At 53.9% G+C, this 24,147-nt stretch carries 25 protein-coding genes and 2 pseudogenes; 22 read left to right on the top strand and 5 right to left on the bottom strand.

What is annotated here, in order from left to right; all coding sequences use genetic code 11:
- Positions 1-519: 519 nt before the first annotated feature.
- On the bottom strand, positions 520-1,548 hold the full coding sequence (locus LOY56_RS09245) for an SMEK domain-containing protein (RefSeq protein WP_258621193.1): 1,029 nt from the start codon (positions 1,546-1,548) through the stop codon (positions 520-522).
- 577 nt (positions 1,549-2,125) lie between these two features.
- Entirely contained in the window at positions 2,126-2,428 is a 303-nt protein-coding gene (locus LOY56_RS09240; RefSeq protein WP_258621191.1) for a hypothetical protein, read from the bottom strand.
- Positions 2,429-2,666: 238 nt separating this feature from the next.
- Here LOY56_RS09240 and LOY56_RS09235 point away from each other — a divergent pair, with 238 nt between their 5' ends.
- The 4 genes from LOY56_RS09235 (at position 2,667) to LOY56_RS09220 (ending at position 7,989) form a co-directional block, all read left to right on the top strand.
- Positions 2,667-3,800 carry a Fic family protein gene (locus LOY56_RS09235; RefSeq protein WP_258621190.1) on the top strand — a complete coding sequence of 378 codons (1,134 nt, stop codon included), beginning with the start codon at positions 2,667-2,669 and terminating at the stop codon, positions 3,798-3,800.
- A 1,407-nt stretch (positions 3,801-5,207) separates the two neighbouring features.
- On the top strand, positions 5,208-6,266 hold the full coding sequence (locus LOY56_RS09230) for a DNA cytosine methyltransferase (protein ID WP_258621189.1): 1,059 nt from the start codon (positions 5,208-5,210) through the stop codon (positions 6,264-6,266).
- 2 nt (positions 6,267-6,268) lie between these two features.
- A complete protein-coding gene (locus LOY56_RS09225; RefSeq protein ID WP_258621188.1) occupies positions 6,269-7,318 on the top strand; it encodes a DUF262 domain-containing protein in 1,050 nt (349 codons plus the stop codon).
- 8 nt (positions 7,319-7,326) lie between these two features.
- Positions 7,327-7,989 carry an MAE_28990/MAE_18760 family HEPN-like nuclease gene (locus LOY56_RS09220; protein WP_258621187.1) on the top strand — a complete coding sequence of 221 codons (663 nt, stop codon included), beginning with the start codon at positions 7,327-7,329 and terminating at the stop codon, positions 7,987-7,989.
- Positions 7,990-8,057: 68 nt separating this feature from the next.
- Here the strand turns inward: LOY56_RS09220 and LOY56_RS09215 are convergent.
- A pseudogene (locus LOY56_RS09215) lies at positions 8,058-8,354 on the bottom strand (Presumed portal vertex protein); the annotation flags it as partial.
- 267 nt (positions 8,355-8,621) lie between these two features.
- Between LOY56_RS09215 and LOY56_RS09210 the strand changes: the two are divergent.
- Positions 8,622-9,011 (top strand): hypothetical protein, encoded by a 390-nt coding sequence (locus LOY56_RS09210; RefSeq protein ID WP_258621186.1) that lies wholly within the window; start codon positions 8,622-8,624, stop codon positions 9,009-9,011.
- Between the two features lie 24 nt (positions 9,012-9,035).
- Here the strand turns inward: LOY56_RS09210 and LOY56_RS09205 are convergent, their stop codons facing one another.
- Both LOY56_RS09205 and LOY56_RS09200 read right to left on the bottom strand, forming a co-directional pair.
- A complete protein-coding gene (locus LOY56_RS09205) occupies positions 9,036-10,061 on the bottom strand; it encodes a phage portal protein (protein ID WP_258621185.1) in 1,026 nt (341 codons plus the stop codon).
- Positions 10,061-11,818, bottom strand: a complete 1,758-nt coding sequence (locus LOY56_RS09200) for a terminase ATPase subunit family protein (RefSeq protein ID WP_258621183.1) — start codon at positions 11,816-11,818, stop codon at positions 10,061-10,063. Before LOY56_RS09200 ends, LOY56_RS09205 begins: the two co-directional genes overlap by 1 nt.
- Positions 11,819-11,956: 138 nt before the next feature.
- Here LOY56_RS09200 and LOY56_RS09195 point away from each other — a divergent pair, with 138 nt between their 5' ends.
- The 17 genes and pseudogenes from LOY56_RS09195 to LOY56_RS09115 all read left to right on the top strand — a co-directional run bounded on the left by LOY56_RS09195 (position 11,957) and on the right by LOY56_RS09115 (position 24,146).
- The gene (locus tag LOY56_RS09195; protein WP_258621181.1) at positions 11,957-12,787 is read left to right on the top strand and encodes a GPO family capsid scaffolding protein; all 831 of its coding nucleotides are present in this window, start codon (positions 11,957-11,959) and stop codon (positions 12,785-12,787) included.
- Between the two features lie 41 nt (positions 12,788-12,828).
- The gene (locus LOY56_RS09190) at positions 12,829-13,851 is read left to right on the top strand and encodes a phage major capsid protein, P2 family (RefSeq protein WP_258621179.1); all 1,023 of its coding nucleotides are present in this window, start codon (positions 12,829-12,831) and stop codon (positions 13,849-13,851) included.
- A pseudogene (locus LOY56_RS09185) lies at positions 13,848-14,545 on the top strand (terminase endonuclease subunit). The gene LOY56_RS09190 and the pseudogene LOY56_RS09185 overlap by 4 nt, the downstream one beginning before the upstream one ends.
- A 103-nt stretch (positions 14,546-14,648) precedes the next feature.
- Complete coding sequence (locus LOY56_RS09180) at positions 14,649-15,110, top strand: head completion/stabilization protein (protein WP_258621178.1); 462 nt, start codon at positions 14,649-14,651, stop codon at positions 15,108-15,110.
- The gene (locus tag LOY56_RS09175; RefSeq protein ID WP_258621176.1) at positions 15,110-15,322 is read left to right on the top strand and encodes a tail protein X; all 213 of its coding nucleotides are present in this window, start codon (positions 15,110-15,112) and stop codon (positions 15,320-15,322) included. The genes LOY56_RS09180 and LOY56_RS09175 overlap by 1 nt, the downstream gene beginning before the upstream one ends.
- A 30-nt stretch (positions 15,323-15,352) precedes the next feature.
- Entirely contained in the window at positions 15,353-15,655 is a 303-nt protein-coding gene (locus LOY56_RS09170) for a phage holin, lambda family (protein WP_258621175.1), read from the top strand.
- A complete protein-coding gene (locus tag LOY56_RS09165) occupies positions 15,652-16,539 on the top strand; it encodes an N-acetylmuramidase family protein (RefSeq protein ID WP_258621173.1) in 888 nt (295 codons plus the stop codon). The genes LOY56_RS09170 and LOY56_RS09165 overlap by 4 nt, the downstream gene beginning before the upstream one ends.
- Positions 16,536-17,012, top strand: a complete 477-nt coding sequence (locus tag LOY56_RS09160; protein WP_258621171.1) for a phage tail protein — start codon at positions 16,536-16,538, stop codon at positions 17,010-17,012. The genes LOY56_RS09165 and LOY56_RS09160 overlap by 4 nt, the downstream gene beginning before the upstream one ends.
- Positions 17,009-17,470, top strand: a complete 462-nt coding sequence (locus LOY56_RS09155; protein ID WP_258621169.1) for a phage virion morphogenesis protein — start codon at positions 17,009-17,011, stop codon at positions 17,468-17,470. The genes LOY56_RS09160 and LOY56_RS09155 overlap by 4 nt, the downstream gene beginning before the upstream one ends.
- Before the next feature lie 65 nt (positions 17,471-17,535).
- The gene (locus LOY56_RS09150) at positions 17,536-18,417 is read left to right on the top strand and encodes a hypothetical protein (protein WP_258621167.1); all 882 of its coding nucleotides are present in this window, start codon (positions 17,536-17,538) and stop codon (positions 18,415-18,417) included.
- 82 nt (positions 18,418-18,499) lie between these two features.
- On the top strand, positions 18,500-19,072 hold the full coding sequence (locus LOY56_RS09145) for a phage baseplate assembly protein V (protein WP_258621165.1): 573 nt from the start codon (positions 18,500-18,502) through the stop codon (positions 19,070-19,072).
- A complete protein-coding gene (locus LOY56_RS09140) occupies positions 19,069-19,413 on the top strand; it encodes a GPW/gp25 family protein (RefSeq protein WP_258621164.1) in 345 nt (114 codons plus the stop codon). The genes LOY56_RS09145 and LOY56_RS09140 overlap by 4 nt, the downstream gene beginning before the upstream one ends.
- On the top strand, positions 19,410-20,321 hold the full coding sequence (locus LOY56_RS09135) for a baseplate J/gp47 family protein (RefSeq protein ID WP_258621163.1): 912 nt from the start codon (positions 19,410-19,412) through the stop codon (positions 20,319-20,321). The genes LOY56_RS09140 and LOY56_RS09135 overlap by 4 nt, the downstream gene beginning before the upstream one ends.
- A complete protein-coding gene (locus tag LOY56_RS09130; RefSeq protein WP_258622596.1) occupies positions 20,321-20,944 on the top strand; it encodes a phage tail protein I in 624 nt (207 codons plus the stop codon). Before LOY56_RS09135 ends, LOY56_RS09130 begins: the two co-directional genes overlap by 1 nt.
- The gene (locus LOY56_RS09125; protein WP_258621162.1) at positions 20,937-22,286 is read left to right on the top strand and encodes a phage tail protein; all 1,350 of its coding nucleotides are present in this window, start codon (positions 20,937-20,939) and stop codon (positions 22,284-22,286) included. Before LOY56_RS09130 ends, LOY56_RS09125 begins: the two co-directional genes overlap by 8 nt.
- A 7-nt stretch (positions 22,287-22,293) precedes the next feature.
- Positions 22,294-22,857, top strand: a complete 564-nt coding sequence (locus LOY56_RS09120; protein WP_258621161.1) for a tail fiber assembly protein — start codon at positions 22,294-22,296, stop codon at positions 22,855-22,857.
- 119 nt (positions 22,858-22,976) lie between these two features.
- A complete protein-coding gene (locus LOY56_RS09115) occupies positions 22,977-24,146 on the top strand; it encodes a phage tail sheath protein (protein ID WP_258621160.1) in 1,170 nt (389 codons plus the stop codon).
- Position 24,147: the final 1 nt, after the last annotated feature.

Below are 24,147 nucleotides of genomic sequence, written 5' to 3'. Positions count from 1 at the left end.
ATCGCCACCCCCCAGCAAATAAAGGCTCTCGAAGCCATTTGAAATCGCCCGTACCAATTTCGTACCAGTAATGTTTCAAACATTATTGAATCCAAGCCACCTCCCGTTCGCTATAGTAAATTTTAAGCAACCGTTTTTGGCTCCAATCGCGAATACTGCCGCTGCTACACTGACTTCTTTCGAAACGTGTCGATAACCGTGACTGGTGGATGTGCTGGAAAAGCAATACCACAATCCACTCGCCCTAGAAGCGACGGTGATGAGTTAATGGTTAACGGTTAACGGTTAACGGTTAACGCTGTAGGCTGAGCGAGAAGATGGGGAAGGCGAGAACGTGCGAGGGCTGCTTCACACAATCGGCGACAACACTGGCCATATCAAACAAGGCCTGGCGCGAGTGATGGGACTGGACCTTGTTTGACCGTCAGCCATCGGCCACAAGCAGATTCTAGGGACGACGAGCGCGACTTTAGTTCGTACGCGCTGCTACTGCCCTTTTTTGGACGCCGTGATACGACCTCATCTCAATAAGCTGAAGTCGACCTGCTCGAAAGCCTTGTAAAGGTCTTCCACAGTTAAGGCGGCTAAGTAGTAAATTTTCAACGCAGTATAAATGTTCATATCTGGCTCAGATGTGCGCCAGCTAAGCTGGATGTAATGGTCATAATTAATGGTTATGCCATCACCAGCAATGCGCGGGTTTGTTTGCGCTAGATGACCGTGATATTTCTTTTCGATGACACCTAGAATCTGCGCCAATTCGTCCCGTTCATCGTCTCCAAGGTGGTAGTAAAATTCATCCAACTCAATCTCCAAAGGTTGAAAAATGTCTTTGGGTGTAGGTGCGTGCTGAACGATTTTGGCGATAACTATCCTGATTGGAAGTGGGAGCTTAGAAAAGTCATCTGCAAAGACCTGGAGTTGCTTAAAAACTGCCGGTGGCACTTCTTCTTTGGAGTCTAAACGGTCCCAGAGGTTATGGTGATTTATGAAATCGACAGGGGAAACAGAGGGTAGCTTGTAGCCACCCACCTTCAAATCACTATTGTTTTGACGCGAAAACCACGGACCTAACTTTTCTTTTATTTTCTCCACCGCTGTAAAAAAAAGCTGGTCAGGTAACGCACATATTTGTCGTACCAGATCATTTATTGTAATAGTTTGAGTGTTGTACCCTGAATGCCTTCCTGATTGACCATGTTTATTTGTGGTTAGCATTAGAAACCAGATTACACGAGATGTATTTACATTGTTTCGTATTATTGTGTCTATGCTATTCTCGATCTTCGCGGAAGTTTCCGTAACGGTTACCTGCAGTCCGGTGCCATAGCGAGTTTCTTTCCAATCAATCCCTGGATGATTCGGCCTGACAGTATTCATGTTCACAAAATTACAATTATAAGCTATATTCACAATATCAATTAGTGAATCTTCGGCAGCCTTGGCACTATCAGTCTGCCCCTCTTTGGCTAACAGCTGAATCTGAGTGACATAGCTTCCAAGCGCAAACGTTATCTCGTAGGTACATCTATGTCGCTCTGTCAGCATATCATTTACCACTAGACGATTAGTTGATGAGGCACTTGATTTGTCAAGGATAAACTTGCAATCGTGACGTAGAGAAACTAGCCTCACGATTTCATATTACTTCAATACGCTTAGGTTAAAACACCATATATAAAACAAAATAGCTAGCTCGGAGATCTACGACCGACAATCTCTATTTTGAGATTTTAGGCACGATGCCTTTATTAGTTGAACGTGCCTTTCAGAAACCAACAAATTGTGACCACCTTACAAGTGTCCTCATGTGACAGCTCAGACGAAGCCAAACAGCCAAACGACTCGATCGCTAACCGACGCTTGAGGAGGGAAATTTTGAGTAGGAGGCAGTTAAGCACACCAGCATCGATTACCCACTCCATGATTATTGTCCCGTAGACCTCATTGGGCATATGCGTAGTTAGAATCAGGGACAATACAACCGGACTAGTCCGGATTTGGCAGTCGCAGGAAATGATTTAGATTCACAGGAATCAATCCTTGCCCCGCTACCCCCATTTTTTCAGAGCTTAATCCGTGCTTGGCTCGACACGCCAAGCACATCCGCCATCGCGAGCGCCTTTCAACCTTCCATTGACGCAATTGATGGGGCGCTGTCGTATCCATGCTCAATGATGGAATCGAGCGTTGACGTTGCGGTCGGCTTCGTGAGCAAAAACCCTCCGACAACAGCAGTGAGTAGAAGATCAGCGTCGTCCTTATCAATTACATCTCGATAGGTAGCAAGAATGTCTTTGTATGTTTTTACCGCGATCCGCTCGGCGCTGTACCACAAATAGATCTCGTTCCAAGTGATGTGTGCCCAACCTTGGGTTTTAACCCCTTCCAATCGGGTTTCAAGGTTTTCTCTATGTCGCTTCAGCATGGTCGCCCTCCTTCGAGCTTTCAAAGTCGTTAGCGGAGTATATCCAACGCTAAATTTTTAGCAACCACTATATTTTTAGTGAGCGCTAATCGACTAGCTAGCACTGTTTCAGCTCACTGCATCAATGGTCATCCGCATCCTGGCGGGCGAGTTCCTGCCGTGTTTGTCAAGGTTAGATCTGAGAGAAACAATGGCTTAGAGTGCTTGGGCGACATGAACAATCTATCCGAGGGCTACAATGACAACTGAATCCGCACTTCGTGAGTGGCGCTATGGCCAGACACAAGCTGAAAGAATGGTCGCCGCGCTCTTGCACCTTGAAGGGTTCGAAGCTGTTGATCCTCAGCATCCACTTGGCGGCCCGGATGGACTGAAAGACGTGTTGTGCTGCAAAGACGGTCTATCATGGGTCGCCGCAGCGTACTTTCCGTCGACCCTATCTGAATTCAGAGTCATCAAGTCGAAGTTTGAACATGACATTGAGGGCGTCCGAGCGAACAATGCCTCAGCGTTCGCCTTTTTCGTCAACCAGCCATTGACAATCGGCGAACGAGAACAGCTTCTTGGACTTGCAGGGCAAAGCCGAGTAGAGCTTTACCACTTAGAACGCATTCGCAGTGTTCTTGATGCCCCCAAGGGTTGCGGTATTCGTTTGGAATACCTTCGGATTTCAATGACAGACGCTGAGCAATGGTCGTTCTGGAGTTCGATGAATCAAGACATTGTCCGTAAGCTCGTCGATCATGAAAAAAGACGGGAAAGCCAAATTCGAACATTGGATGAGAAGTTAGATCTGATAATTGAGCGAACAAACGCAATTGGCTTCGCGCTACTCGAAAAACCATCGCACCTGCGACAGAAAGGCTCTGCACCAGAGAACCCAGAGATGCCCACAGCGTCTCTCTCATTAACAACTCTTTGTTGGTTGCATCGCGTGATTACAGAGGACAGTCGGCTTCCGGAAGCAGTACGCGGTCGCCTTCGCTCAGTCAACGTTTGGGTAGGCCCCGCTGGTTCAACACCAGAAACAGCAACCTATGTGCCACCAGTACCGGAACAGCTTGTTGATCTAACTAACTCTTGGATTGTAAGGTGGCAAGAGCAACACTCCCGTCTCCAGGCGAGTCAAAAAGAGGAAGTCGTAGCTACCTTAGCCGAATTTCACCATGAGTTTCTGTGCATACACCCGTTTCTAGATGCAAACGGGCGCCTCGCAAGAATTTTGCTCGATCAAGCGGCACGAGAGCTTTTGAACCAGGGTATTGGTTCAGAGTTCACAGCCGACGCAGTGGCGTACTACTCAGCACTAAACGAAGCAGATGGTGGCAACTTAGCTCCTCTGATAGCTCGAGTCTCCGCCAGCCTGAAGTGAGTGCACAGACGCCTAACCTTCTCCCGTTAAAACGTTCAACAATCAGCTGTCACTAGTAGAGTTTGAAAAGCGTTATGCGAATGAGTTTGGAGAGTGTCCAAGGAATTCTGGGCGATTCAGGGGTCGACAATCCGTCTAGGGGGCTACGCTCGGAGCAGCACGTTGAAATGGCTGCTTTACTAAGTCGCCACACTACCTCGTTATCAGCTTCCCAAGCTGATAACGAGGGTTCGATTCCCTTCACCCGCTCCACTATTTTCAAGGCTTCCAGCGGTACAGAAGCCTGACTGCTCAAGACTGGTGACAGTTTGTCTGTTGGTGCGTTTGAACATAAAGTTCAAGCAGACACACAGAGCCCGCTAGTTTTCGGGAAAGCCCTCGGAAACGAGTAATTTTGGTACGACACTCCCCGTTCTTACGTCAAAACCTTGATTTCATTGGCTTTCGAAGACTGCGAGCAAGGTGATTTTTAAGTAATGTAGAAGTAAGATAATTGCTCTTTAGCAAGGTAATTTGCTATTTCACAGAACCCTTAAAAATCAATCACTTAAGCTCACATCACCTTTCTCATTACTCAAAATCACCTTCCGAGGTAATCCAGAAAAGCCAATGAATACGGGGCTTTCAGCGATGCCGTCGCCCTCGCATCACTCCATTACCTTTTTCCGACAGTCTTCCCGAAAATCCATGTTTGCTTGGTCGTCGATCAGTACAGAGCAGTCAAGCATCATCGTGGCGACCTCTCTTTTTTGCCTACCCCTCGCAGGGATTCGCAGGTTTTTTTACCCTACAGCGCCCTCTCCAGCGCCCAGTCTTTGCCGTCCTCAGCGAGGTGCAGAAGTGCGGAAAAAAAGACCCATTTAGCCCGCAGGCGAGGTGGGGGGACAACGGCGCGCGCCCGAGGGAAAACGAGCCCCCGCTCACCCCCACCAAATCGGGGCCTTTCTGACAGCCCTTCTCCATCATCTGCCAGCGACCTCAAATCCTTGCTGATGGTTTCCTGCAAACATGCCTCGCGCCGGGATATCCACTGACTGACCTCCTGGGAAGCAATAAATTTGAATGAACCCACAGCTAAATTGGTATTCTTTTGCCTCTTAAAAAGGGACGCTCCCAGCGCTGTGGTGCCCAGGGATTCGGTTTCGGCATAGATCGAAGGGCGAGCCGTAAAGCAGGAGCGCGCTTAATTTCGGAGTTTTTATTGAACAACCCGCTGGATTCGCTGCACTGAGAGTGAAATGAAGGGCTGCTCCAAGAGGTTTTACTAGCAGTCGAAAACAAGCTGCCAATGGTGCCGAAGGCTGAAACGAGGCTAGACGAGTTGAGGACTGTGTTTGAAGGGCTATACATGACAACTTCATATACATTCAAAGTAGCTTTATCTTCTAAACGAAAGAGTAATTTGTCTTGAGCGTACGAAGCACTATAAATATCGCTGATTTATTTTGCGGAATGGGCGGTTTGACTATCGGAGCTATCGAAGCGATTCAAGAGCTGAATAGAACACCAAATATAAAATATGCTTGTGATATCGACCAAGGCGCCGCCTCTTTCTACATTAAAAATTTTTCGAATCACCTGAAAAAATTCCATTCCGGCGACATATCGGAACTGATCAGCGATAATTTTTCAGCCACCCCCAATAATTCAGAAAAAAAGATAATATCTGAAAATAAAAATATTGATTTTTTATTTGCTGGTCCGCCGTGCCAAGGTCATTCCAACTTAAACAATCACAGTCGTAGAAACGACCCCCGAAATTTTTTATATCTTAGAACCATTAAATTCATTCAACTAACACAACCAAAATACTTCTTAATAGAAAATGTTCCGTCCGTCATACATTCGCAAGAGAGTATTATCACGAAATCAATGCTTCTTCTTGAAAAATTTGGTTACTCGACACGAGAAGTTGTAATCGACTTTATGCGCCTCGGCATTCCTCAAAGCAGAAAACGCCATGTTATTTTTGGCAGTTTGAACGGAGACTTAGATCGCGTCATCGATGGTATCTATACGGAGCAAAGAAATAATTTATCGGATGTATTAGGCGACCTTACAACCTTCACTGGAACAAGCCTATTTGATACTCCGTCGAAAATGACAAAAGAAAACCTGCTGAGAGCAGAATACTTATTCGAGACAGATAGCTACGACTTACCCAACGAACTTCGACCACCTTGCCACCAAGGAAAACACTCGTACAAGTCGATGTACGGACGTTTAAAGTGGGACAATGTCGCACAAACCATTACTAGCGGCTTCGGTTCTATGGGACAAGGAAGATATGTTCACCCCTTAATGAAGAGGGTTATCACTCCACACGAAGCAGCAAGAATACAAGGCCTTCCTGATTGGCTAGATTACTCTGGAGTGACTTTAAGATCTAACTTACAAAAAATGATAGGTAACGCAGTTCCCCCTGCACTATCTAAGCGATTTATTTTAAGTACTCTAGGACGATAATAATGGACTTATTTGATTCTACCGCAATTAATCTGGAGATGGTTGATGAGCAGATCTCAAGCTTTCAATCAACAATTGCCTATGATACGAAGGAATATGTAGTAGAGGTAATTGTCAAACGCTTCAATGAAGACAAGTTATTTGTCCCTTCATACCAGCGCAACTTCACGTGGCCAGAACAAAAAAAATCGAAATTTATAGAATCTGTTCTAATGGGACTACCAATTCCATTCATGTTTGGTGTTCAGTGTGAAGATGGCACTGTGGAAATATTGGATGGCGCCCAAAGAATACAAACACTCAAACAGTTTTGCGACAATGGCCTGAAGCTGAAAAATCTCGACAGGCTCGACCTGCTTGAAGGGTATTGCTTCAGAGACTTACCATCTGCTCAACAGAATAAATTTCTCGATCGCCCGATGAGAATGGTCGTACTTCCGTCGTCTGTGAGCCTAAGCGTACGCTTAGATATGTTTGAGCGGATAAACACGGGTAGCCAAGAACTTAAAGCTTCGGAAATCCGACGGGGTGCTTACTCAGGTAAATTTTCAACATTTATTGAAAAATGTGCCTACGATGAAGAATTCAACAAACTATGCCCAATGTCAGAAAATTCAAAATCTCGTAGAGAACGAGAAGAACTTGTTGTAAGGTATTTTGCGTACAGTGACAAATATCAAGAATTCAAGCATAGCGTCAAAGGCTTCTTAAATGAATACGTTATAGCCATGAATAAATCTGACTATGACGAAGAAGGCTTATGGACAAATTTCAAAACAATGCTTTCCTATGTCAGTAAAACATTTGATGGCGGCTTTGCTAAAAGCCCGACTGCCACGTCCACCCCTAGAGTTCGTTTTGAAGCCTTAGCGATCGGGTCTAACCTAGCGTTGAAAGAACATCCTGAACTACCAATCATAGACGGAAAAACGCTAACCGAGAACGATAACTTCCAGAAACTTACCACATCACACGGGAGCAATTCTGGTCCTCGTCTGCGAGCCCGTATAAATTTTGTCAAAAACTTTTTGCTCTTGGGCAACATTCAATGAAACACTTCATGGAAGAATACAACAAAAGGAAGCTTGAGATAGAGTCTTACCTTAAACTCGTTTCATTTATCAGTGGCGACAACATCATTATTAGCAATGACGATGGCGAGACTCATAAAATAAACACACTAGAATCAACAACTTTAAAAGCCTCCTTCTATTTAGTCTTATACAATATAGTGGAGGCGACAGTCCGCGAAGGCATAAGAAGTATCTATAATAAAATCACTGACGATGGCCTCTCCTTCCTTGACCTGAATGAAAAACTACAAGAAATTTGGTGGCACGCGCACCATGAGTCTATTTCCGCAACTCCGCGCGACACGTTAATACGAAAGGTTTATGAAGTCTATTGTTTATGTAGAACAGAATCGAGCCCTGCTTTCCAAGACTTCATTGCGGGTATCTCTGGCAACTTAGACGCCGAGGGAGTTAGATCAGTTTGTAGAAAGTACGGAATTGACTCTGTTGCCGACGGACGCGACCTTAAAAAGGTAAAAGACAACAGGAATTGGCTCGCTCATGGAAATAAATCTTTTTCCGAGGTGGGTAAAGACTCAACCCCATCGGAGCTCAAAGAAGCAATGAGTAAAGTACTTTCGTTCCTAGAAGAATATGTCAATAATGTTACTATTTATCTCGACAATGAGAGGTACGCGTTAGCCATTTAGAAGCACGGGAATTTCTTTCCCTTGCACGTATAAAGAAAAATTTTCATAGCGTTTTAGCTCTGGAGGCTTTACGCCTCCCCTCCGATATCGTATGGCTTAAATTGGACAACCTTCTCTCCCACCCAGTCATTCAGCTGCAACATTCGCGTCTGAATCTGCTCCAGCTCGTTGGCCGCATAGATCTAGGCCGCTTCTCTAATCCACCCGAAGCCTCCAGCGTTCTGTGGAACAATCCTCATCAACTGCGGTGGAATCCACAGGCTGGCCAACACGTCGTCCCGCGTTTGATTCTTGATCGTGGCCACCTAGATGGCCAGGATCAGCTGAATGCCGTCCTTTTTGCCTGTCGGCGAGTACACGAATAGACGCAAAGCCTAAAGCACGCGTCCGCGTCATGTGGTACGTCAATAGCACCAGCTCTCTAACGGCCACATCACATCTGCATCGCCCGTATTTATAGGCCCCGCAGCCCCCCACTGCTTGCCCATATGGACTGCCGGTGGTAGGGTCGGCAGGCATTTGACACCAGCCAAGAGCGAAAACTTACGTCTAAATTGACATGCCGGCTGGCCAACTATGCCCATTTCAGAACAGAAGAGTTAGAAAGTAACTTTCACTTAAGGAAAAGAACGATGGGGCAAGAGAATTTTCACGCGAGTGTTCAATATGGTGACTTCAAAGGCACAGCAGCTGCTGATCGCCGTGATCACGACAGTATCTCTAAATACCTTGAAAGTCAGGGCTTAATAAATCAGGGAGAGTTTCTGGTTGGCATAGAGGCGTACGCGTCCGAATTAGCGGGTAAGCCCCAGGTTACTGACGTTAGCGTTACCGCTTTGGCAACGAACTACGAAGGGTATGATGATGTTCAAGCGGCAGTAAATTCTGGCGATCCGCTCAAGGTTCGCAAGATTCGATTTGATATGCCCCTTGTAGAATTTTTCAGCCTTTTTAAGCGATTCCAGATCTCGATCTCCAGCCATGGAATGATTGATCAACGCGACATCATTTTTGACGACTGAACTTGATGAGTATTGCGCCCCGGACTAAATGGCCGGGGTCTGTTCATACGGTTTGAAACGCACCACCTCTTCACCCAGCCAATCATTCAACTGCAACATCCTCGTCTGAATGGGCTCCAACTCGTTGGCTGCATAGATCTGCGCTGCCTCCCTGATCGACCCAAATCCTCCTGCGTTCTGCGGGACAATCCCCATCAACTGCGGCGGAATACGCAGGCTGGCCAGTACGTCATCACGCGTCTGATTCTTGATTGAATTGAATTCATCTTTCGCTGCCACCTCGCTCACCGGAATCAGCTGAATCCCATCCTTCTTACCAGTCGGCGAATAGACAAATAGATTACGGAAATTACCAGGACCTTTCGAATCCTTCAGCGCCTTGCGCAACGCATCGATGTCGGTCTCGGTCTGCGCCGCATCCGTCATGTACAAGATGAACCCGGCATGACTGCCATTCTCGTAATACTTGCGCCGAAACAGCGTCGCTGATTCGTTCAACAACGCCGATTGCAACGCACTGATCCATTCTGGCAGCCCGTAAATCTCTTGATGCAAATCCGCCTCGCGCAGATGAAAAATGCTGTCCGACTTAAAGGCGTGTTCGTCCTTCCACCCTCGCACCTGGTAGAACAGCCCGTCCGGGCCGGCCCGCATGTATTTGGCCAACGGCGTTTCCAGTTTGCGAACGCCGCCCAACCTCGAACGCCGCCCCTCAAAGTAACCATTGCCCAGGCACAGGAAGTCCAAGGCAAACTGCTCGAATGAAGCCCGCGACAACAGCGGATGCGGAATAAACGTCTTGCTCAACAGGTTGCGCTTGAACATCAACCCCGAATGCAGATGCACGCTCGCCCCCACCGACCGGGCCAGACCATTCAGCGACAGCGGCGGCTCATACCACCGCCCGTTAAACCAGCACTCCAGGTAGTCGAACACCTCCCTACCACCCAACACCGGCGTAGGGTCGCCGAAGGAAAACACCTGCGTCGCGGCACTGGTGGCGGGTGTGGTCACGGGTAACAGCGCCTGGTTGGCGAGTTGTTCAGTCATCAGTAAATCTCCATCCGCCCGGTGTTGCCAACGGTCTGCCCCTCAAGCGGTTCGTGGTGCAATGCGTGAAAGAGCGCCCACGCCAGATCGGCATGGCCGGTGTTGTCGTTGCGCCCTGCGGTGTAGGTGTATTGACGTCCACCAGCGGTGACGGTCTTACGAATTGCCATCAACGACTGCGCCATATCCGTCCAGCCAGCATCAAACTCCAGCCGGCCCTTATGGATAACGTCGTAAGCCTTGAGCACCAGGCGTGTTTTGACCTCGGGTGAATAACTGAACGTGGTCACGGCCGGGAAGAACTGACGAACCAGCTGGGCCACGCCACTGCCCAACCCGGTGACATCAATCCCGATGTAGGTCACCCAGTAGCGGTCGCAGACGCTCTTGATAAAAGCGGCCTGCGCCGCGAAGTCCATGCCGCGGAACTGATGCCGCTCAAGCACGCGGAATTTGCCGCCCGGTACTAGCGGCGGCGCGACCACTACCAGCCCCGAACAGTCGCCCGTCTCGGCTGGGTCGTAGCCAATCCACACCTGGCGGTCGCCGAACGGCCGCATGGCAAACGGTTTGTAGTCCTCAGACCACTCGACCCAGCTGTCGACCATGCAGGACTGCAACAACGCCAGCGGGAAGATGCTCGCCCCGTCGTCGACAAAATCGCACATCAGCAGATTGGCGAACGCTTCGGGGCTGTACTCGCGGCGGAGCTCTTCGATGTCGAACAAGTCGCAACCACCCTGCTCCGCGTCGAGAATGTTGACGATCTGCCGCCATAATCGGTCTTCGCAGAGCCTCCCCTGCTGGAGCACGCCATGGGACACATCCACCTTCGTGTGCTGCGCGGCGGGCTTGCCCTTGTTAAAGCGCTCACCGGTCCAGAAGGTGTAGGCCTCGTGGGCCATGCTCGACGGCGTCGAGAAGTAGGTTTTGCGCCATTTTTTGTGCATCGCCATGCCCGAGGCGACCTTGTTCAGTTCTTCAAACTTGAACGTCCAGAAGAATTCGTCGAAGTAAAAATTGCCGTGATAGCCCTGGGCGGTACGGGCGTTGGTACCCAGAAAAAACAACTCGGCGCCGTTGGGCAAAACAATGGGGTCGCCGGTCAGCTCAACGCCAATTACCTCACGGGCGAAAGCCTGGATATACCCACGAAACAGGTAGGCCTGGTTCTTCGAAGCCGACAGAAAAATCTGATTCCGCCCCGTGTCCAGGGCATCGATAAACGCCTCACGGGCGAAGTAATAGGTCGCACCAATCTGCCGGCTCTTGAGAATGACGCGAGTGCGCTGATTACCAGCCCGGTACCAATCTTTCTGGTAGTCGAAACAGCCATCGATAAACGCCTCGCGCAGCAGCTCTATCTGCTCTTCGCTAATGTCGTTTTTCGGAGTTTTCTTCTTCGGCCCTTCGTTGCGTTTGGCCAGATTCGGGTTAAGGTCGGTTTCGGTACCGCCACCTTGAAAGCGCTGAATACGGGCCTGCCGCTCCAACTGCCGATGCAGCAGGTCAATTTCCTTGAAGTCCCCGCTGCTCTTGCAGTCCTTGAGGATTAGCTGCACCAGCCGCGCCTCCAGCGCCCCGCCAATGCGCTCGACGTTATTCGCCCGGTCCCACGCGTCGCGGACCTTCCAGCTATGTAGCGTTTTCTCCTTTTCCCCGATGGCCCCGGCAATCTCACAGACGCGCCAACCCATCCAGTACAAAAACTTGGATTGGCGGCGGGGATCAATGGGCAACAGTGCGGTCGGAGTCATGGCCACGATGCTGCCGCCCACGCCCGCGACTCAATAGCACCGCCCCTTGTACCCCGCGCCCCTACAGTCTCGCCCCATTGCCGCTACCCGCGCGCGTCACGACCATGCCCTCATTGCAACGCACTGAGAATTCCCGGCATGAAGAAATTCCGCAGCAACTGGTTCCGCGTCGCCGTCGAGGGCGCCACCTCGGACAAACGCACCATCAAACGCGACTGGCTGGAACAGGCCGCCAAGAACTTCAACCCATCCACCTATGGCGCCCGCATCTGGCTGGAGCATTTCCGCAGCTTGCTGCCGGACAGCCCGTTCAAGGCCTACGGCGATGTCCTCGCCGTGAAGACCGAAGAAATCGACATCAATGGCCAGAAAAAACTGGCCCTTTTTGCCCAGGTCGAGCCCACCGCCGACCTGATCGCCATGAACAAGGCCAAGCAGAAGATCTACACATCAATCGAAATCGACGACAGCTTCGCCGACACCGGTGAGGCCTACATCGTCGGCTTGGCAGTGACAGATTCCCCAGCCAGCCTCGGCACTGACGTACTCGCCTTCTCGGCGCAGAAACCCGATGTCAGCCCGTTCAAGGACCGTCACTACTCCGCAACCTCGATGTTCACCGAGGCAGTGGAAGCCGAGCTGAAGTTCGAAGAGCTTGAAGAGAAACCCAGTCGCGGCGCGCAGCTCTTCAGCAAGGTGCAAACCCTGCTCAAAGGCAAACAGGTTAAGGACGACAGCGAATTCGCCCAGATCGGCCAAGCCGTCGAGACCATCGCCGAACACGTCAAAGACCTGCCCGAGCAGCTGGCCGCGGAGAAGCAATTTTCCGCTGAGCTGAAAACTCAACTCGACCAACTGAGCAAGGACTTCACCGAGCTGAAAACCAAGCTATCCACCACCCAAGACCACAACCAAAAAACACGTCCTCCGGTCACCGGCGGCGGAAACCAGGTCATGACCGACTGCTGACAGCCGGCCTGCCAAGCCCCGAATAACCAAGGACAACTTCCATGCGCAACGACACCCGCAACCTCTTCAACGCCTACCTGGGCCAGTTGACCAAACTGCATGGCGTACCCGACGTCACCACCAAATTCGCCACCGCGCCGAGCGTCACCCAGACGCTGGAAACCCGCATGCAGGAATCCAGTCAGTTCCTCAGCGCGATCAACATCTACGGCGTCACCGAACAGATGGGCGAAAAGATTGGCATGGGCATCGGCGGACCGAACGCTGGCACCACCGACACCACCCAGAAAGATCGCGAAACCACCGACATCACCACCCTCGATGATCGTGGCTACTTCTGCTCTCAGACCAACTTCGACACCCACCTGCGCTACAGCAAGCTGGACGCCTGGGCCAAGTTCCCCGACTTCCAGGCACGCATCCGTGACGCGATCCTCAAGCGCCAGGCGCTGGACCGTATCCTGATCGGCTGGAACGGTACTAGCCGCGCCGCCACGTCGAACCCCGCGACCAACCCGCTGCGCCAGGACGTCAACATCGGCTGGCTGCAGAAGATGCGTACCGAGAACGCCGCCCGGGTGATGAAGGAAGTCGTCGAAGGTACGAACAAAATCACCATTGGCGCCGGCAAGGACTTCAGCAACCTCGACGCCCTGGTCTTCAGCATGGTCGAAGAGTTCATCGCGCCGTGGTATCAGGAAGACCCTGACCTGGTGGTGATCTGCGGTCGCCAGCTGCTGGCTGACAAGTACTTCCCGATCATCAACAAAGAACACGCCCCGAGCGAAATGCTGGCCGCCGACATCGTCACCAGCCAGAAGCGCTTGGGCAACTTACCGGCGGTACGCGTGCCGTACTTCCCGGCGCGCGGTCTGCTGGTGACCAAGCTGGAAAACCTGTCCATCTACTGGCAGGAAGGCAGCCGCCGTCGCACCGTCCTCGACAACGCGAAACGCGACCGCATCGAGAACTACGAGTCGGTCAACGACGCCTATGTCATCGAAGATCTGGAATGCGCCTCCCTCGCGGAAAATATCGACATCGCAGACGGCGGCCGCCCATGAGCAACCCCTGCCGCCGTCACTTCCAACGCGTCACAGCCGCCATCGAGGCGGCAGCGGTCGAACCCAACCAAACCATGGCCGGTGCCAACGCTTACGAGCATCAGCTCAACCAGCTGCTGCAAGACCGCCTGCGCCTGAAACAGGTGCAGTCGAACCAGGGCAAAGCCGAACTCAAACGGCAACTGCTGCCCGCCTACGAATCCTACGTGCAAGGCGTACTGGAGGCCGGCTTAGGGGCGCAAGACGAAGTGCTGACCACCGTGATGGTCTGGCGTTTCGATGCTGGCGACTTCAGCGGCGGCCTCGACATCGCCGTCTACGTGCTGAAACACAAGATGGTCATGCCCGACCGCTTCGCCCGAACATTGGGCTGCCTGGTCGCCGAAGAAGTCGCCACCGCGGCCTTCAAGGCGCAGAAAGTCGGAGAGTCGTTCGACCTGGAAATTCTGCACCGCACCGCGCAACTGACCGAGGCCGAAGACATGCCCGATCAGGCCCGCGCCAAGCTGTTTCTTGCCATGGGCCGCGCGACGCTGGAAGGCATCACCGAAGAGCAACCCGGCGAATCAGGCCAGCTGCAAGCTGGCATCGACCTGCTGAAAAAGCCATCGCCTTGCACGATGCCTGCGGCGGCAAAAAGGATCTGGAGCGGGCCGAACGCCTGCTCAAAAAATTCACCGCCACTGGCGGATAACCGAGCGTCCCCACGCACCCCGCCGGCTCGGGGCGGATCGGCCAGGCCACGTACCTGAACGTGAAGCCCCGACCACCGGCGACTCACTGCAGAGCGCACTGACATGAGCGGATTCATCGCCAGCGGCAAAGCGCCCGCCGGCCACATCAACACCGACCCCTTCTGGCCCTCCATCGACCTCGACGACGTGCGCGGCACCCTGCGCCTCGATGCCAGTGTCACATCGATCCGGCTGGAAACCGCGACCATCGCCGCCGCCATCAGCCTCAACCGCGAACTCGCGGATTGGCGCCTGGCCAAACAGGCGGACGGCTACCCAACGCTGGCCGATGTGCCGGCCGGCAAAATCAAAAACACATCGGAATATATCCACCTCTACCGGCGCGCTCTTTACGCCGCCACCGGTGCGGAAATCTGCGAACGCTACCGCTCTTACGACACCACCCACAGCGGCCACCAGAACGCCGACGACCTCACCCCCAGCATCGACGAACTACGCCGCGACCAGCGCTGGGCCGTCCGTGATTTCCTCGGTCTAGGCCGCACCACCGTGGAGTTGATCTGATGCCCGTCACCGTCCGCACTCGGCAACATGACACCGTCGACGCGCTGTGTTGGCGTCACTACGGCCGCACCGCTGGCGTGACCGAAGCCGTGCTGAAAACCAACCCCGGCCTCGCCGATCACGGCCCGGTGCTGCCCCTGGGCATAACCGTGCAAATGCCTGAAGCACAAACAGCCGCACCGCAACGGCAAAGGGTGAACCTATGGGACTGACCCACCACTCTGGACACTGGAGCCCTACACATGCCTGACCGTCCCGACACCTGGGCCTGGCTCGAACAGCATTGGCCGACCCTCTACGCCGGCTTGCTGGCCCTGATCATCGCCGCTCTTCGCATCATCTACGGCGGCGGCACCTTACGCCGCATGGCCATTGAAGCCCCATTGTGCGGCGCCCTGGCACTGGCCGCCAGCCATGGCTTGCCGTTGCTGGGTATTTCCGCCGCCACCGCGCCTTTTTTCGGTGGCATTATCGGGTTGCTCGGCGTGGAAGGAACCCGCGCCGCAGCCAGGAAATTTTTCATTCGCAAGGAAGCCTCACGATGACCCCATTACGCCACGGCGACCGCTCGCAAGCGGTACGCCACCTGCAAACCAACCTGAATAATAACGGCGCACGCCTGGTCGTTGACGGGCACTACGGCGACACCACCGAAGCGGCCGTGCGTGCCTATCAGCTGAACGTCGGCCTGGTCGCCGATGGCATCGCCGGCAGCAAAACGCTGGCGGCCCTCGCCGGCGATGACTGCGAGCAATTACTGAAGCACGCCGACTTGGTCAACGCCGCACAACGTCTCGACATGCCGTTGGCGAATCTCTACGCCGTCAACGAAGTCGAATCAAAAGGCCGCGGCTTTCTCGACATCGGCAAGCCGGTGATCCTGTTCGAGCGGCACATCATGTACCGCCAGCTCTCGAACGTTCGCCATGAAAGCGATAACCCCGGCGAACTCAAACGCCGCGCCGATCAACTCGCCGCCGCCCACCCGGCCATCGTCAACCCGAAAGCCGGTGGCTACGTCGGCGGTGCCGCCGAACATCAGCGGCTAGGCAGCGCCCGCGTGCTTGACGACATTGCCGCTCCCGAAGCTGCTACCTGGGGCGCCTTCCAGATCATGGGATTTCACTGGAAACGCTTGGGCTATGCCAGCGTGCAAGACTTCGTCGCAGCCATGAGTGCAAACGAGTCGCAGCAGTTTGATGCCTTCGTGCGCTTCATCGAGACCGACCCTACACTCTACAAAGCGCTGAAGACCCGCCAATGGGCCGTGTTCGCCAAGCACTACAACGGGCCGGACTATCAGCGAAATTTGTACGACATCAAACTCCAGCGCGCCTTTGAGCGGCACGCTGAATGCGGCTGCGGGCAGAACCCAGTCGATTTACCGCGAGCTGCAAACGTCCATCAACAGCAGCAGGTCGCCCCATGAACAAACCCGAAAGCCTGCGCTCTCACCTGCTCGCCACCATTCCCGAACTCCAGCATAGCCCCGATCGGCTACTGATCTTCATCGACAACGGCAAAGTCCGCTGCACAGCCGCCGCGAGCCTGTCATTCGAATACAGCTTTGATCTGCAAATCATTCTCACCGACTTCGCTGGCCATCCTGATAGCATCATGCTGCCGGTGCTTGGCTGGGTGAGTGTTCATCAGTCTGAGTTGCTGGAGAACCTGAATAAGTCGGCTGACGGCATCCAGTTCGAGGCGGACATTCTCGATAACAGCAAAGTCGATTTGAGCCTGAGCCTACCGCTGACCGAACGGGTGGTGGTCGGTAATGACGATCAGGGCAATACCACCATCCGCCATCCCGGCGAACCTCAACGCGCCGTCGCGTTCCTCGACCCGAACTGGATACCCAGTGCCCAAGGCAGCAGCAGCGAATGGGTGTTGCGAGAATGACCAACCGCCTGGAGGCGCTGGAAGACTGGGCAGCCGGCCTGCTTGAGCAACTGGAACCGGCATCGCGCAACAAGCTGGCCCGCAGCCTCGGCCAAGTGTTGCGTCGCAGTCAACAACAACGAATCATTGTCCAGCGCAACCCGGACGGCAGCAAGTACGCACCGCGCAAGCAGCGCAATCTGCGTGGTAAACAAGGCCGGGTGAAGCGGAAGGTGAAGATGTTTCAGAAGCTGCGCACGGCGAGCTTTCTGAAGGTGCAAGGCAACGGGAATGCTATCAGTGTTGGCTTTACCGGGCGGATTGCTCGAATTGCCAGAGTTCACCAATACGGATCAAAGGATCGTGCTGAACAGGATGCTCCAGATGTGAAATATGAACAGCGAGAGATGCTAGGCTTTACAAACGCAGATATTGATCTAATCCGCGACGGACTGCTTACTCATTTTGCGGGAGAGTGATCAGCCAACAGTTTGTGGTAAAGACCAAAAAATCTGTCTCGATGGCACATCTCCCTGGGGGCACTATGAAAGATCTGGCTGACAAAATTTCCGAGCGCAACGAGCTGCTTGCAAAACGTTTATCCGAAATGGTAGTGCCGTATCTTCCTGCCATAAACGCAGTCGCACAACAGTTCGGTCAATGGCTAACACAGGTGCAAACCGATTTAGCCCCTTACTTGGAAAAACTCGCCCAGATCGATTGGAAAGCAGACCTCGAACGTCTCGAAAACCTACCAGCTCGTTCGCAAGAGGCAACGATTAGAGCCTCGGAGCGAGGATGGTTTTTTAATTGGCAAAATTCACTTCAAGATACCCTAGAGTTAATCGACAAGCTTGGCGAAGCAGGAGCGGAGGAAGTTGATGCAATACTTAAGGAGCATTTCACAGCAGATTTTGACTGGTACACCAAGCTAATCACCGATATGTATCCTGCAAGAAAAAACGCGATTGAAGCTGCAGCAAATGCACATAAACGCGGCGGATCAGAAGGATATTACCTAAGTATCCCAGTCTTCTTGGCGCAGACTGATGGCATATTCTCAGAGATAACCGGCCTGCAACAACCTATGGGTGGAAGCGGTGGGAAAATTCGAGGAAGCACCTACGTCAGTGACGAAGTAGGGGACAATCAAGACGCAAAATACTTACTACATCAAGTAATAAACCTCAGCAGCATGAGCCTATTGAAAAGCCAAGGCCAGCGAGACAAAGAAAGTATTGCTAGCGGAAAAACGTTTAATGCTTTAAATCGCCACCAAGTGATACACGGCGAAGTTTCAGACTATGGAACAGAGCTGAACAGTCTAAAAGCCTTTTCATTTTTAATATATATTGCGGCGCATGTTCCTGAAACGCTGAAATCTGCCAGATTAAAAAAGAGTTTTGAGCCTTCAACGAATCAGTGATTCGCCTCGAGCAAGTTGTAGATCAACTCCGCACAAATCCTTAACGCTGTAAACTTTCGATCTTGGCGCCACCATCGGCGCCATGAACGACTTAGCCACCCTCGCCCGCCTGATCGAAAACCTCATCCGCCTCGGCACCATCGAAGCCGTCCAGATGAAGCCTCCGCGCGTGCAGGTAAAAACTGGATCGTTGACCACTGGCTGGCTCCCATGGATTGCCGCTCGGGCTGGTGCCGACCGCGAGTGGCACCCGCCCACCGTCGACGAGCAAGTCATTCTATTCAGCCCTTCCGGCCAGCTCGGCAATGGAATAGTTTTGACCGGCCTATTCAGCGACCACATCCGGGCGAACGGCGATCGCGAAGGCCTGCACCGCCGAACTTACCGCGACGGAACCGTGATCGAGTACGACAGTGTCACCCAGCACCTGAACGCCACACTGGCCGAAGGCGGCACCACCAATCTGATCAGCCCCGGCGGCATTCACATCGTCGGCCCGATCACCCATGAGGGTGATTACACCCAGACCGGCAACCAGACCGTCACAGGTAAGGTCATCGTGTCCGAGGATGTGGTCGCGGCGAACATCAGCCTGACCAAGCACCTGCACGGCGGCGTCATGTCCGGCGGTGGAAAAACGGGGAAGCCGGAATGAACCGAGAAACCGGCGCCGCCCTCGACCTGGTCGAACACATCACCCAGTCCATCACCGACATCCTCACCACCCGCCTCGGCACCCGCGTCATGCGACGCGAATACGGCAGCTTGCTGCCCGAACTGGTGGATCAGCCATTCAACGACTTCACCCGCCTACAGGTGTACGCCGCCACCGTCATGGCCCTGATGCGCTGGGAACAGCGCATCAGCCTGAGCCGTGTGCAGTTTGTCGGGGCGAACCTGCAAGGGCAGTCATCGCTGGATCTTGAGGGCACCCTGGTGGACAGCAACCAGCCGCTGAGCCTGAGCGTACCTCTGCAACTGGGGGGCAGCGCATGAACACCTTCGTCGCCATCGACCTGAGCCAGCTGCCGGCGCCGCAGATCGTCGAACAGATCGACTACGAACAAATCCTTGCCGAGCGCAAAGCCTATGCCATCAGCCTCTGGCCGGCCGAGGCACAGACGGAAATCGCAGCACGCCTGAACATGGAATCTGAGCCGCTGACCAAACTGCTCGAGGAGAACGCTTACCGCGAAATGGTCTGGCGCCAGCGGGTCAATGAGGCGTCGGTGGCGAATATGCTCGCCCTGGCCAAGGGCGCCGACCTGGAGAACCTGGCCGCGAACTACAACGTCAGACGGTTGGTCATTCAGGTCGCCAACCCTTCAGCCATGCCGCCCATTCCAAAGCTGATGGAAAGCGACGACAGCCTACGCGAACGTGCGCAAATGGCGTGGGAAGGTCTCAGCACCGCAGGCCCACGCAACAGCTACATCTTTCACGCACGGTCCGCCGATGGTCGTGTGGCCGACGCCACAGCAGAAAGTCCTAAACCCGCCGAAGCAGTCATCACTGTGCAATCCGCATTGGGCGATGGCAGCGCCTCGGCGGATCTGCTGGCCGCCGTTAAAACCTACCTGAGCGACGACGACCGCCGCCCGTTGGGCGATCGCCTGAGGGTTCAAGGCGCACAAATCATCAACTACGAAATCAGCGCCGAACTCTACCTGCTGACATCAGGGCCAGAGTCAGAGCTGATCCTGAGAGCGGCCAAAGAACGGCTACTGAAATTTGTGCACCAACGCCGTCGATTGGGCCTGGAGGTATCTGAATCCATCCTCCACGCCTCGCTGCACGTCGAGGGCGTGCGCAAGGTGGTGCTGGAGAACTGGACCGATATCGTCGCCACCCAATACCAAGCGCCCTATTGCACGGCGATTGACCTGTTACTGGGGGTCGAATGATGACCGAGACTTCACTGCTTCCATCCAACTCGACACCACTGGAACATCAAGTCGCTCAAGCCCTGGCGCAGATCCAACGCGTACCTATCCCTCTGCGCCAACTCCACAATCCAGACCTCTGCCCCCTGCCCTTGCTGCCCTATCTGGCCTGGGCCTTCTCTGTAGACCGCTGGGACAGTCAGTGGCCCGAAGCGGCCAAGCGATCCGCCATCCGTTCCGCCTACTACATCCACTCCCGCAAAGGCACCCTCGGCTCACTGCGCCGCGTCGTCGAGCCGTTGGGCTTTGTAATTGAAGTCGTGGAATGGTGGCAGACCATCCCGCTCGGCCCCCGCGCCACGTTTGCCCTGAACATCAGCGTGTCTGAAACCGGCATCACCGAACAGATGTACCAAGAACTGACCTGGCTCATCGACGACGCCAAACCGCTCACCCGCCACCTGACCAGCCTCGACATTACTCTGGAAACCCGCGTCGATACCCATGCAGCGATTGCCATCGATGACGGCGACGAAATCGACGTGTATCCGTGGGTGAACCCGGACATCGATGTGTTCATTCAGAACTATTGCGGCGCCAGCATTTACACCCTCGACGAACTGGACGTGTACCTTCATGGTTGATAAGAACACCCTTTTCGGCGGCATGCTCACCCACCTCGGAGCCGCCAAGAAAACCAACTGCGACGCCCTCGGCATTCCTTGGGAACCGAGCTACATGCTGATCGGTGATGCCAACGGCACCGACCCGGTGCCGGATCCGTCACAGACACGGCTGATCAATCAGGTGCACCGCGCGCAGCTCAATCAACTGCGCGTCTCCCCCACCGATCCGAACGTGTTGATTGCCGAAGTGGTGTTGCCGCCTGAAGTCGGCGGCTGGTGGATGACGGAACTGGCCCTTGAAGATAAGGACGGCGTGTTTTCGGCGGTCGCGAATCTGGCACCCAGCTACAAACCGTTGTTGGCCCAAGGTTCGGGACGCAACCAGGTGGTGCGGATGCACATCATCACCAACGGCACGGCCAACATTCAGTTGAAAATTGACCCCTCTGTGGTGCTCGCTACCCGTGACTTTGTGGACCGCTCTCTACGAAATGCACATGCGCGGCCCTACACCCTGATTCGCGAAGGGAAAACCCTCACCTCCGAACACATGGGTTTGGTGCTCTGCGACGCCAGCAATGGTTCTGTGACGATAAGGCTACCGCCGTCTGATTCGAAACTGACGAGGCGAGACATTCTGATACGTCGCAAAGATCACTCGGGCCATCGACTTGTTGTTCAAGCCAACGGAACAGATCGCATCCTGTTTCATACGCATCTTTCCGAAAACGGCTATCCATTCCTGCCCCTGATGGGCACAGGTGATTGGTGGCACTTGTGTGCAGACGGATTGGGTCACTGGTGGCCCCTCGGACGTCTGGATACGTTGCCGCTGGGGCATCCCGTTTTTGAAACCACCACCCAATTCAGTCCGGGCGGGTACGCCGCTTTGAATGGTCGAACGTTTCAACGCTCAGAGTGGCCCTGGCTTTGGGATCACGCGCAGCAATCTGGAATGCTCAACACAGAGCAAAACAGCATAGGCAACGAGGGTGGATGGACCGTTCAAGACGACGGTTTAACCTTTCGCGGGCCAGAAGGCCGGGGGGAGTTTCTTCGAATACTGGACGAGTCACGCAAAGTGGATGCAGGTCGGACGCCTGGTTCCTGGCAAAAGGGCTCAAGACAAACCTACGACGCCAGGGGTGACGACGCTGTCGCGTTAACCACAAGTCTCACCCAAGACCACCTGGTAAGAGCCCACGACATTCATGGATTCGATCTGGGTGAAAACGCGAGTTATGAAGAAAGCTTACTGGCATTTGAACAATCTGACCTTCTAGAAGGAAGCGAAGTCGGTACGGTTGCAACAGCGCGACCTCGAAACATTGCATATCCAGGACGGATCAAAATCATTTGAGGCAACGATGACTAATTACTTGATCGATAACGCGGGTGTTTTAATAGGGCCGGTCGAGTTTCCGGTCGTTCCTGGTCTTGGGGTGGAAATACCCAGCAACGCAGTACGACTGACACAGCCACTGGAGCATGCAAAACCAGGTCATGTCTGGGTCATGGTTGATGGCTTGCCAGAGGAACGGGTGGACTACCGCGGCGTCGTCTACCGAACAGACAATGGGAAATCACTTCTTTGGCGAGAAGTTGCCGAGCTCCCCAACACTGTGACGGCAAAAGCTTGGCCGGGCACCCATTATTACTGGACGGGTGATGATTGGGAGCTGGATCAGTCAGCACTGGCGGCTGAGAAAAAGGCACAGGTGCTATTGGAGCGTGACACCTTGATGCAGCACGCCCAATTGCGCATCGCCCCGCTGCACTATGCAGAACAATTGCAGCTGATAACACAGGACGAACAAACGGCTTTGCTGGGTTGGATGCGTTATTGCGTCGAACTCAATCGTCTTGAGCAAAGCCCCGAATTTCCAATGAACATGGAGTGGCCAGTGCCTCCAACCGTAGGTACGCCCTGACTCCTTTCCAATTGCCATTTCGCACCTTGTTAACCTGCTCGATACAACTGCCGCGCCTCGTCAACATGCGATGAGCGCGGCAGCCTGTGTGGCGTCCTTTATCACCACGCAGATAAACCATGTCCGACTATCTTCACGGCGTGCGAGTCATCGAACTCAACGATGGTTCACGCCCCATTCGCACCATCCCCACCGCCGTCATCGGCATGGTGTGCACCGCCGACGATGCAGACGCGACGGTCTTTCCATTTGATACGCCAATCCTGATTACCAACGTCCAAACCGCCATCGGCAAAGCCGGCGTGAAAGGCACCCTCGCCGTCAGCCTGCAGGCCATCGCCGACCAAACCAAACCCTACGTCATCGTGGTGCGTGTCAAGGAAGGCCAGGATGAAGCCGAGACCACCAGCGCCCTGATCGGCACCACCACCGACACAGGCAAATACACCGGCATGAAAGCCCTGCTCGCGGCCAAGTCGAGACTCGGCCTGGTGCCGCGCATTCTCGGTATCCCAGGCCTGGATACCCTACCCGTCGCCACCGCACTGGTGTCCATCGCCCAGCAACTGCGGGCGTTCAGTTATGTCAGCGCCTGGGGCTGCAACACCAAGGAGGAAGCGGTTGCCTATCGCAAAAACTTCGGCGCCCGTGAAGTCATGGTCATTTGGCCAGACTTCCTGAACTGGGACACCGCCACCAGCAAGACCGTCAATGCCACCGCCGTCGCTCGCGCCCTCGGCCTGCGCGCCAAGATCGACCAACAAACCGGTTGGCACAAAACCCTCTCCAACATCGCCGTCAACGGTGTCACCGGCATCAACGCCGACGTGTTCTGGGACCTGCAAAACCCCGCCACCGATGCCAACTACCTCAACAGCCACGAGGTCACCACGCTGATCAACGAGGGCGGCTTGCGCTTCTGGGGCAGCCGCACCTGCAGCGAGGATCCGTTGTTCGCTTTCGAGAGCTACACCCGCACCGCGCAAGTGCTGGCCGACACCATGGCCGGCACGCAGATGTGGGCGATGGACAAGCCGCTGCACGCCTCCCTGGTGCGCGACATGATCGAAGGTGTGAATGCCGAGTTCCGCAGCAAGGTGTCCGCCGGTTACCTGATCGGCGGGAGCTGCTGGTACCCCGAAGACATCAACACCAAGGACACGCTCAAGGCCGGCAAGCTCTGGCTCGATTACGACTACACGCCGATACCGCCGCTGGAGGACCTCACCCTGCGTCAGCGCATCACCGACCGCTACCTGATCAACTTCGCCAGCCAGATCAACCGCTAAC

Origin of the sequence: Pseudomonas sp. B21-048 (assembly GCF_024748615.1) — a bacterium.
In the GTDB taxonomy this organism is placed as follows: Bacteria; Pseudomonadota; Gammaproteobacteria; order Pseudomonadales; family Pseudomonadaceae; genus Aquipseudomonas.
This window is presented reverse-complemented; position numbering and strand designations above follow the sequence as displayed.

Excerpts from the sequence above, each read along its gene's own strand:
- LOY56_RS09245 (WP_258621193.1), bottom strand. The coding sequence starts at position 1,548 with ATGCTGACAGAGCGACATAGATGTACCTACGAGATAACGTTTGCGCTT.
- LOY56_RS09240 (WP_258621191.1), bottom strand. The coding sequence starts at position 2,428 with ATGCTGAAGCGACATAGAGAAAACCTTGAAACCCGATTGGAAGGGGTT.
- LOY56_RS09235 (WP_258621190.1), top strand. The coding sequence starts at position 2,667 with ATGACAACTGAATCCGCACTTCGTGAGTGGCGCTATGGCCAGACACAA.
- LOY56_RS09225 (WP_258621188.1), top strand. The coding sequence starts at position 6,269 with ATGGACTTATTTGATTCTACCGCAATTAATCTGGAGATGGTTGATGAG.
- LOY56_RS09220 (WP_258621187.1), top strand. The coding sequence starts at position 7,327 with ATGGAAGAATACAACAAAAGGAAGCTTGAGATAGAGTCTTACCTTAAA.
- LOY56_RS09210 (WP_258621186.1), top strand. The coding sequence starts at position 8,622 with ATGGGGCAAGAGAATTTTCACGCGAGTGTTCAATATGGTGACTTCAAA.
- LOY56_RS09205 (WP_258621185.1), bottom strand. The coding sequence starts at position 10,061 with ATGACTGAACAACTCGCCAACCAGGCGCTGTTACCCGTGACCACACCC.
- LOY56_RS09200 (WP_258621183.1), bottom strand. The coding sequence starts at position 11,818 with ATGACTCCGACCGCACTGTTGCCCATTGATCCCCGCCGCCAATCCAAG.
- LOY56_RS09195 (WP_258621181.1), top strand. The coding sequence starts at position 11,957 with ATGAAGAAATTCCGCAGCAACTGGTTCCGCGTCGCCGTCGAGGGCGCC.
- LOY56_RS09190 (WP_258621179.1), top strand. The coding sequence starts at position 12,829 with ATGCGCAACGACACCCGCAACCTCTTCAACGCCTACCTGGGCCAGTTG.
- LOY56_RS09180 (WP_258621178.1), top strand. The coding sequence starts at position 14,649 with ATGAGCGGATTCATCGCCAGCGGCAAAGCGCCCGCCGGCCACATCAAC.
- LOY56_RS09175 (WP_258621176.1), top strand. The coding sequence starts at position 15,110 with ATGCCCGTCACCGTCCGCACTCGGCAACATGACACCGTCGACGCGCTG.
- LOY56_RS09170 (WP_258621175.1), top strand. The coding sequence starts at position 15,353 with ATGCCTGACCGTCCCGACACCTGGGCCTGGCTCGAACAGCATTGGCCG.
- LOY56_RS09165 (WP_258621173.1), top strand. The coding sequence starts at position 15,652 with ATGACCCCATTACGCCACGGCGACCGCTCGCAAGCGGTACGCCACCTG.
- LOY56_RS09160 (WP_258621171.1), top strand. The coding sequence starts at position 16,536 with ATGAACAAACCCGAAAGCCTGCGCTCTCACCTGCTCGCCACCATTCCC.
- LOY56_RS09155 (WP_258621169.1), top strand. The coding sequence starts at position 17,009 with ATGACCAACCGCCTGGAGGCGCTGGAAGACTGGGCAGCCGGCCTGCTT.
- LOY56_RS09150 (WP_258621167.1), top strand. The coding sequence starts at position 17,536 with ATGAAAGATCTGGCTGACAAAATTTCCGAGCGCAACGAGCTGCTTGCA.
- LOY56_RS09145 (WP_258621165.1), top strand. The coding sequence starts at position 18,500 with ATGAACGACTTAGCCACCCTCGCCCGCCTGATCGAAAACCTCATCCGC.
- LOY56_RS09140 (WP_258621164.1), top strand. The coding sequence starts at position 19,069 with ATGAACCGAGAAACCGGCGCCGCCCTCGACCTGGTCGAACACATCACC.
- LOY56_RS09135 (WP_258621163.1), top strand. The coding sequence starts at position 19,410 with ATGAACACCTTCGTCGCCATCGACCTGAGCCAGCTGCCGGCGCCGCAG.
- LOY56_RS09130 (WP_258622596.1), top strand. The coding sequence starts at position 20,321 with ATGACCGAGACTTCACTGCTTCCATCCAACTCGACACCACTGGAACAT.
- LOY56_RS09125 (WP_258621162.1), top strand. The coding sequence starts at position 20,937 with ATGGTTGATAAGAACACCCTTTTCGGCGGCATGCTCACCCACCTCGGA.
- LOY56_RS09120 (WP_258621161.1), top strand. The coding sequence starts at position 22,294 with ATGACTAATTACTTGATCGATAACGCGGGTGTTTTAATAGGGCCGGTC.
- LOY56_RS09115 (WP_258621160.1), top strand. The coding sequence starts at position 22,977 with ATGTCCGACTATCTTCACGGCGTGCGAGTCATCGAACTCAACGATGGT.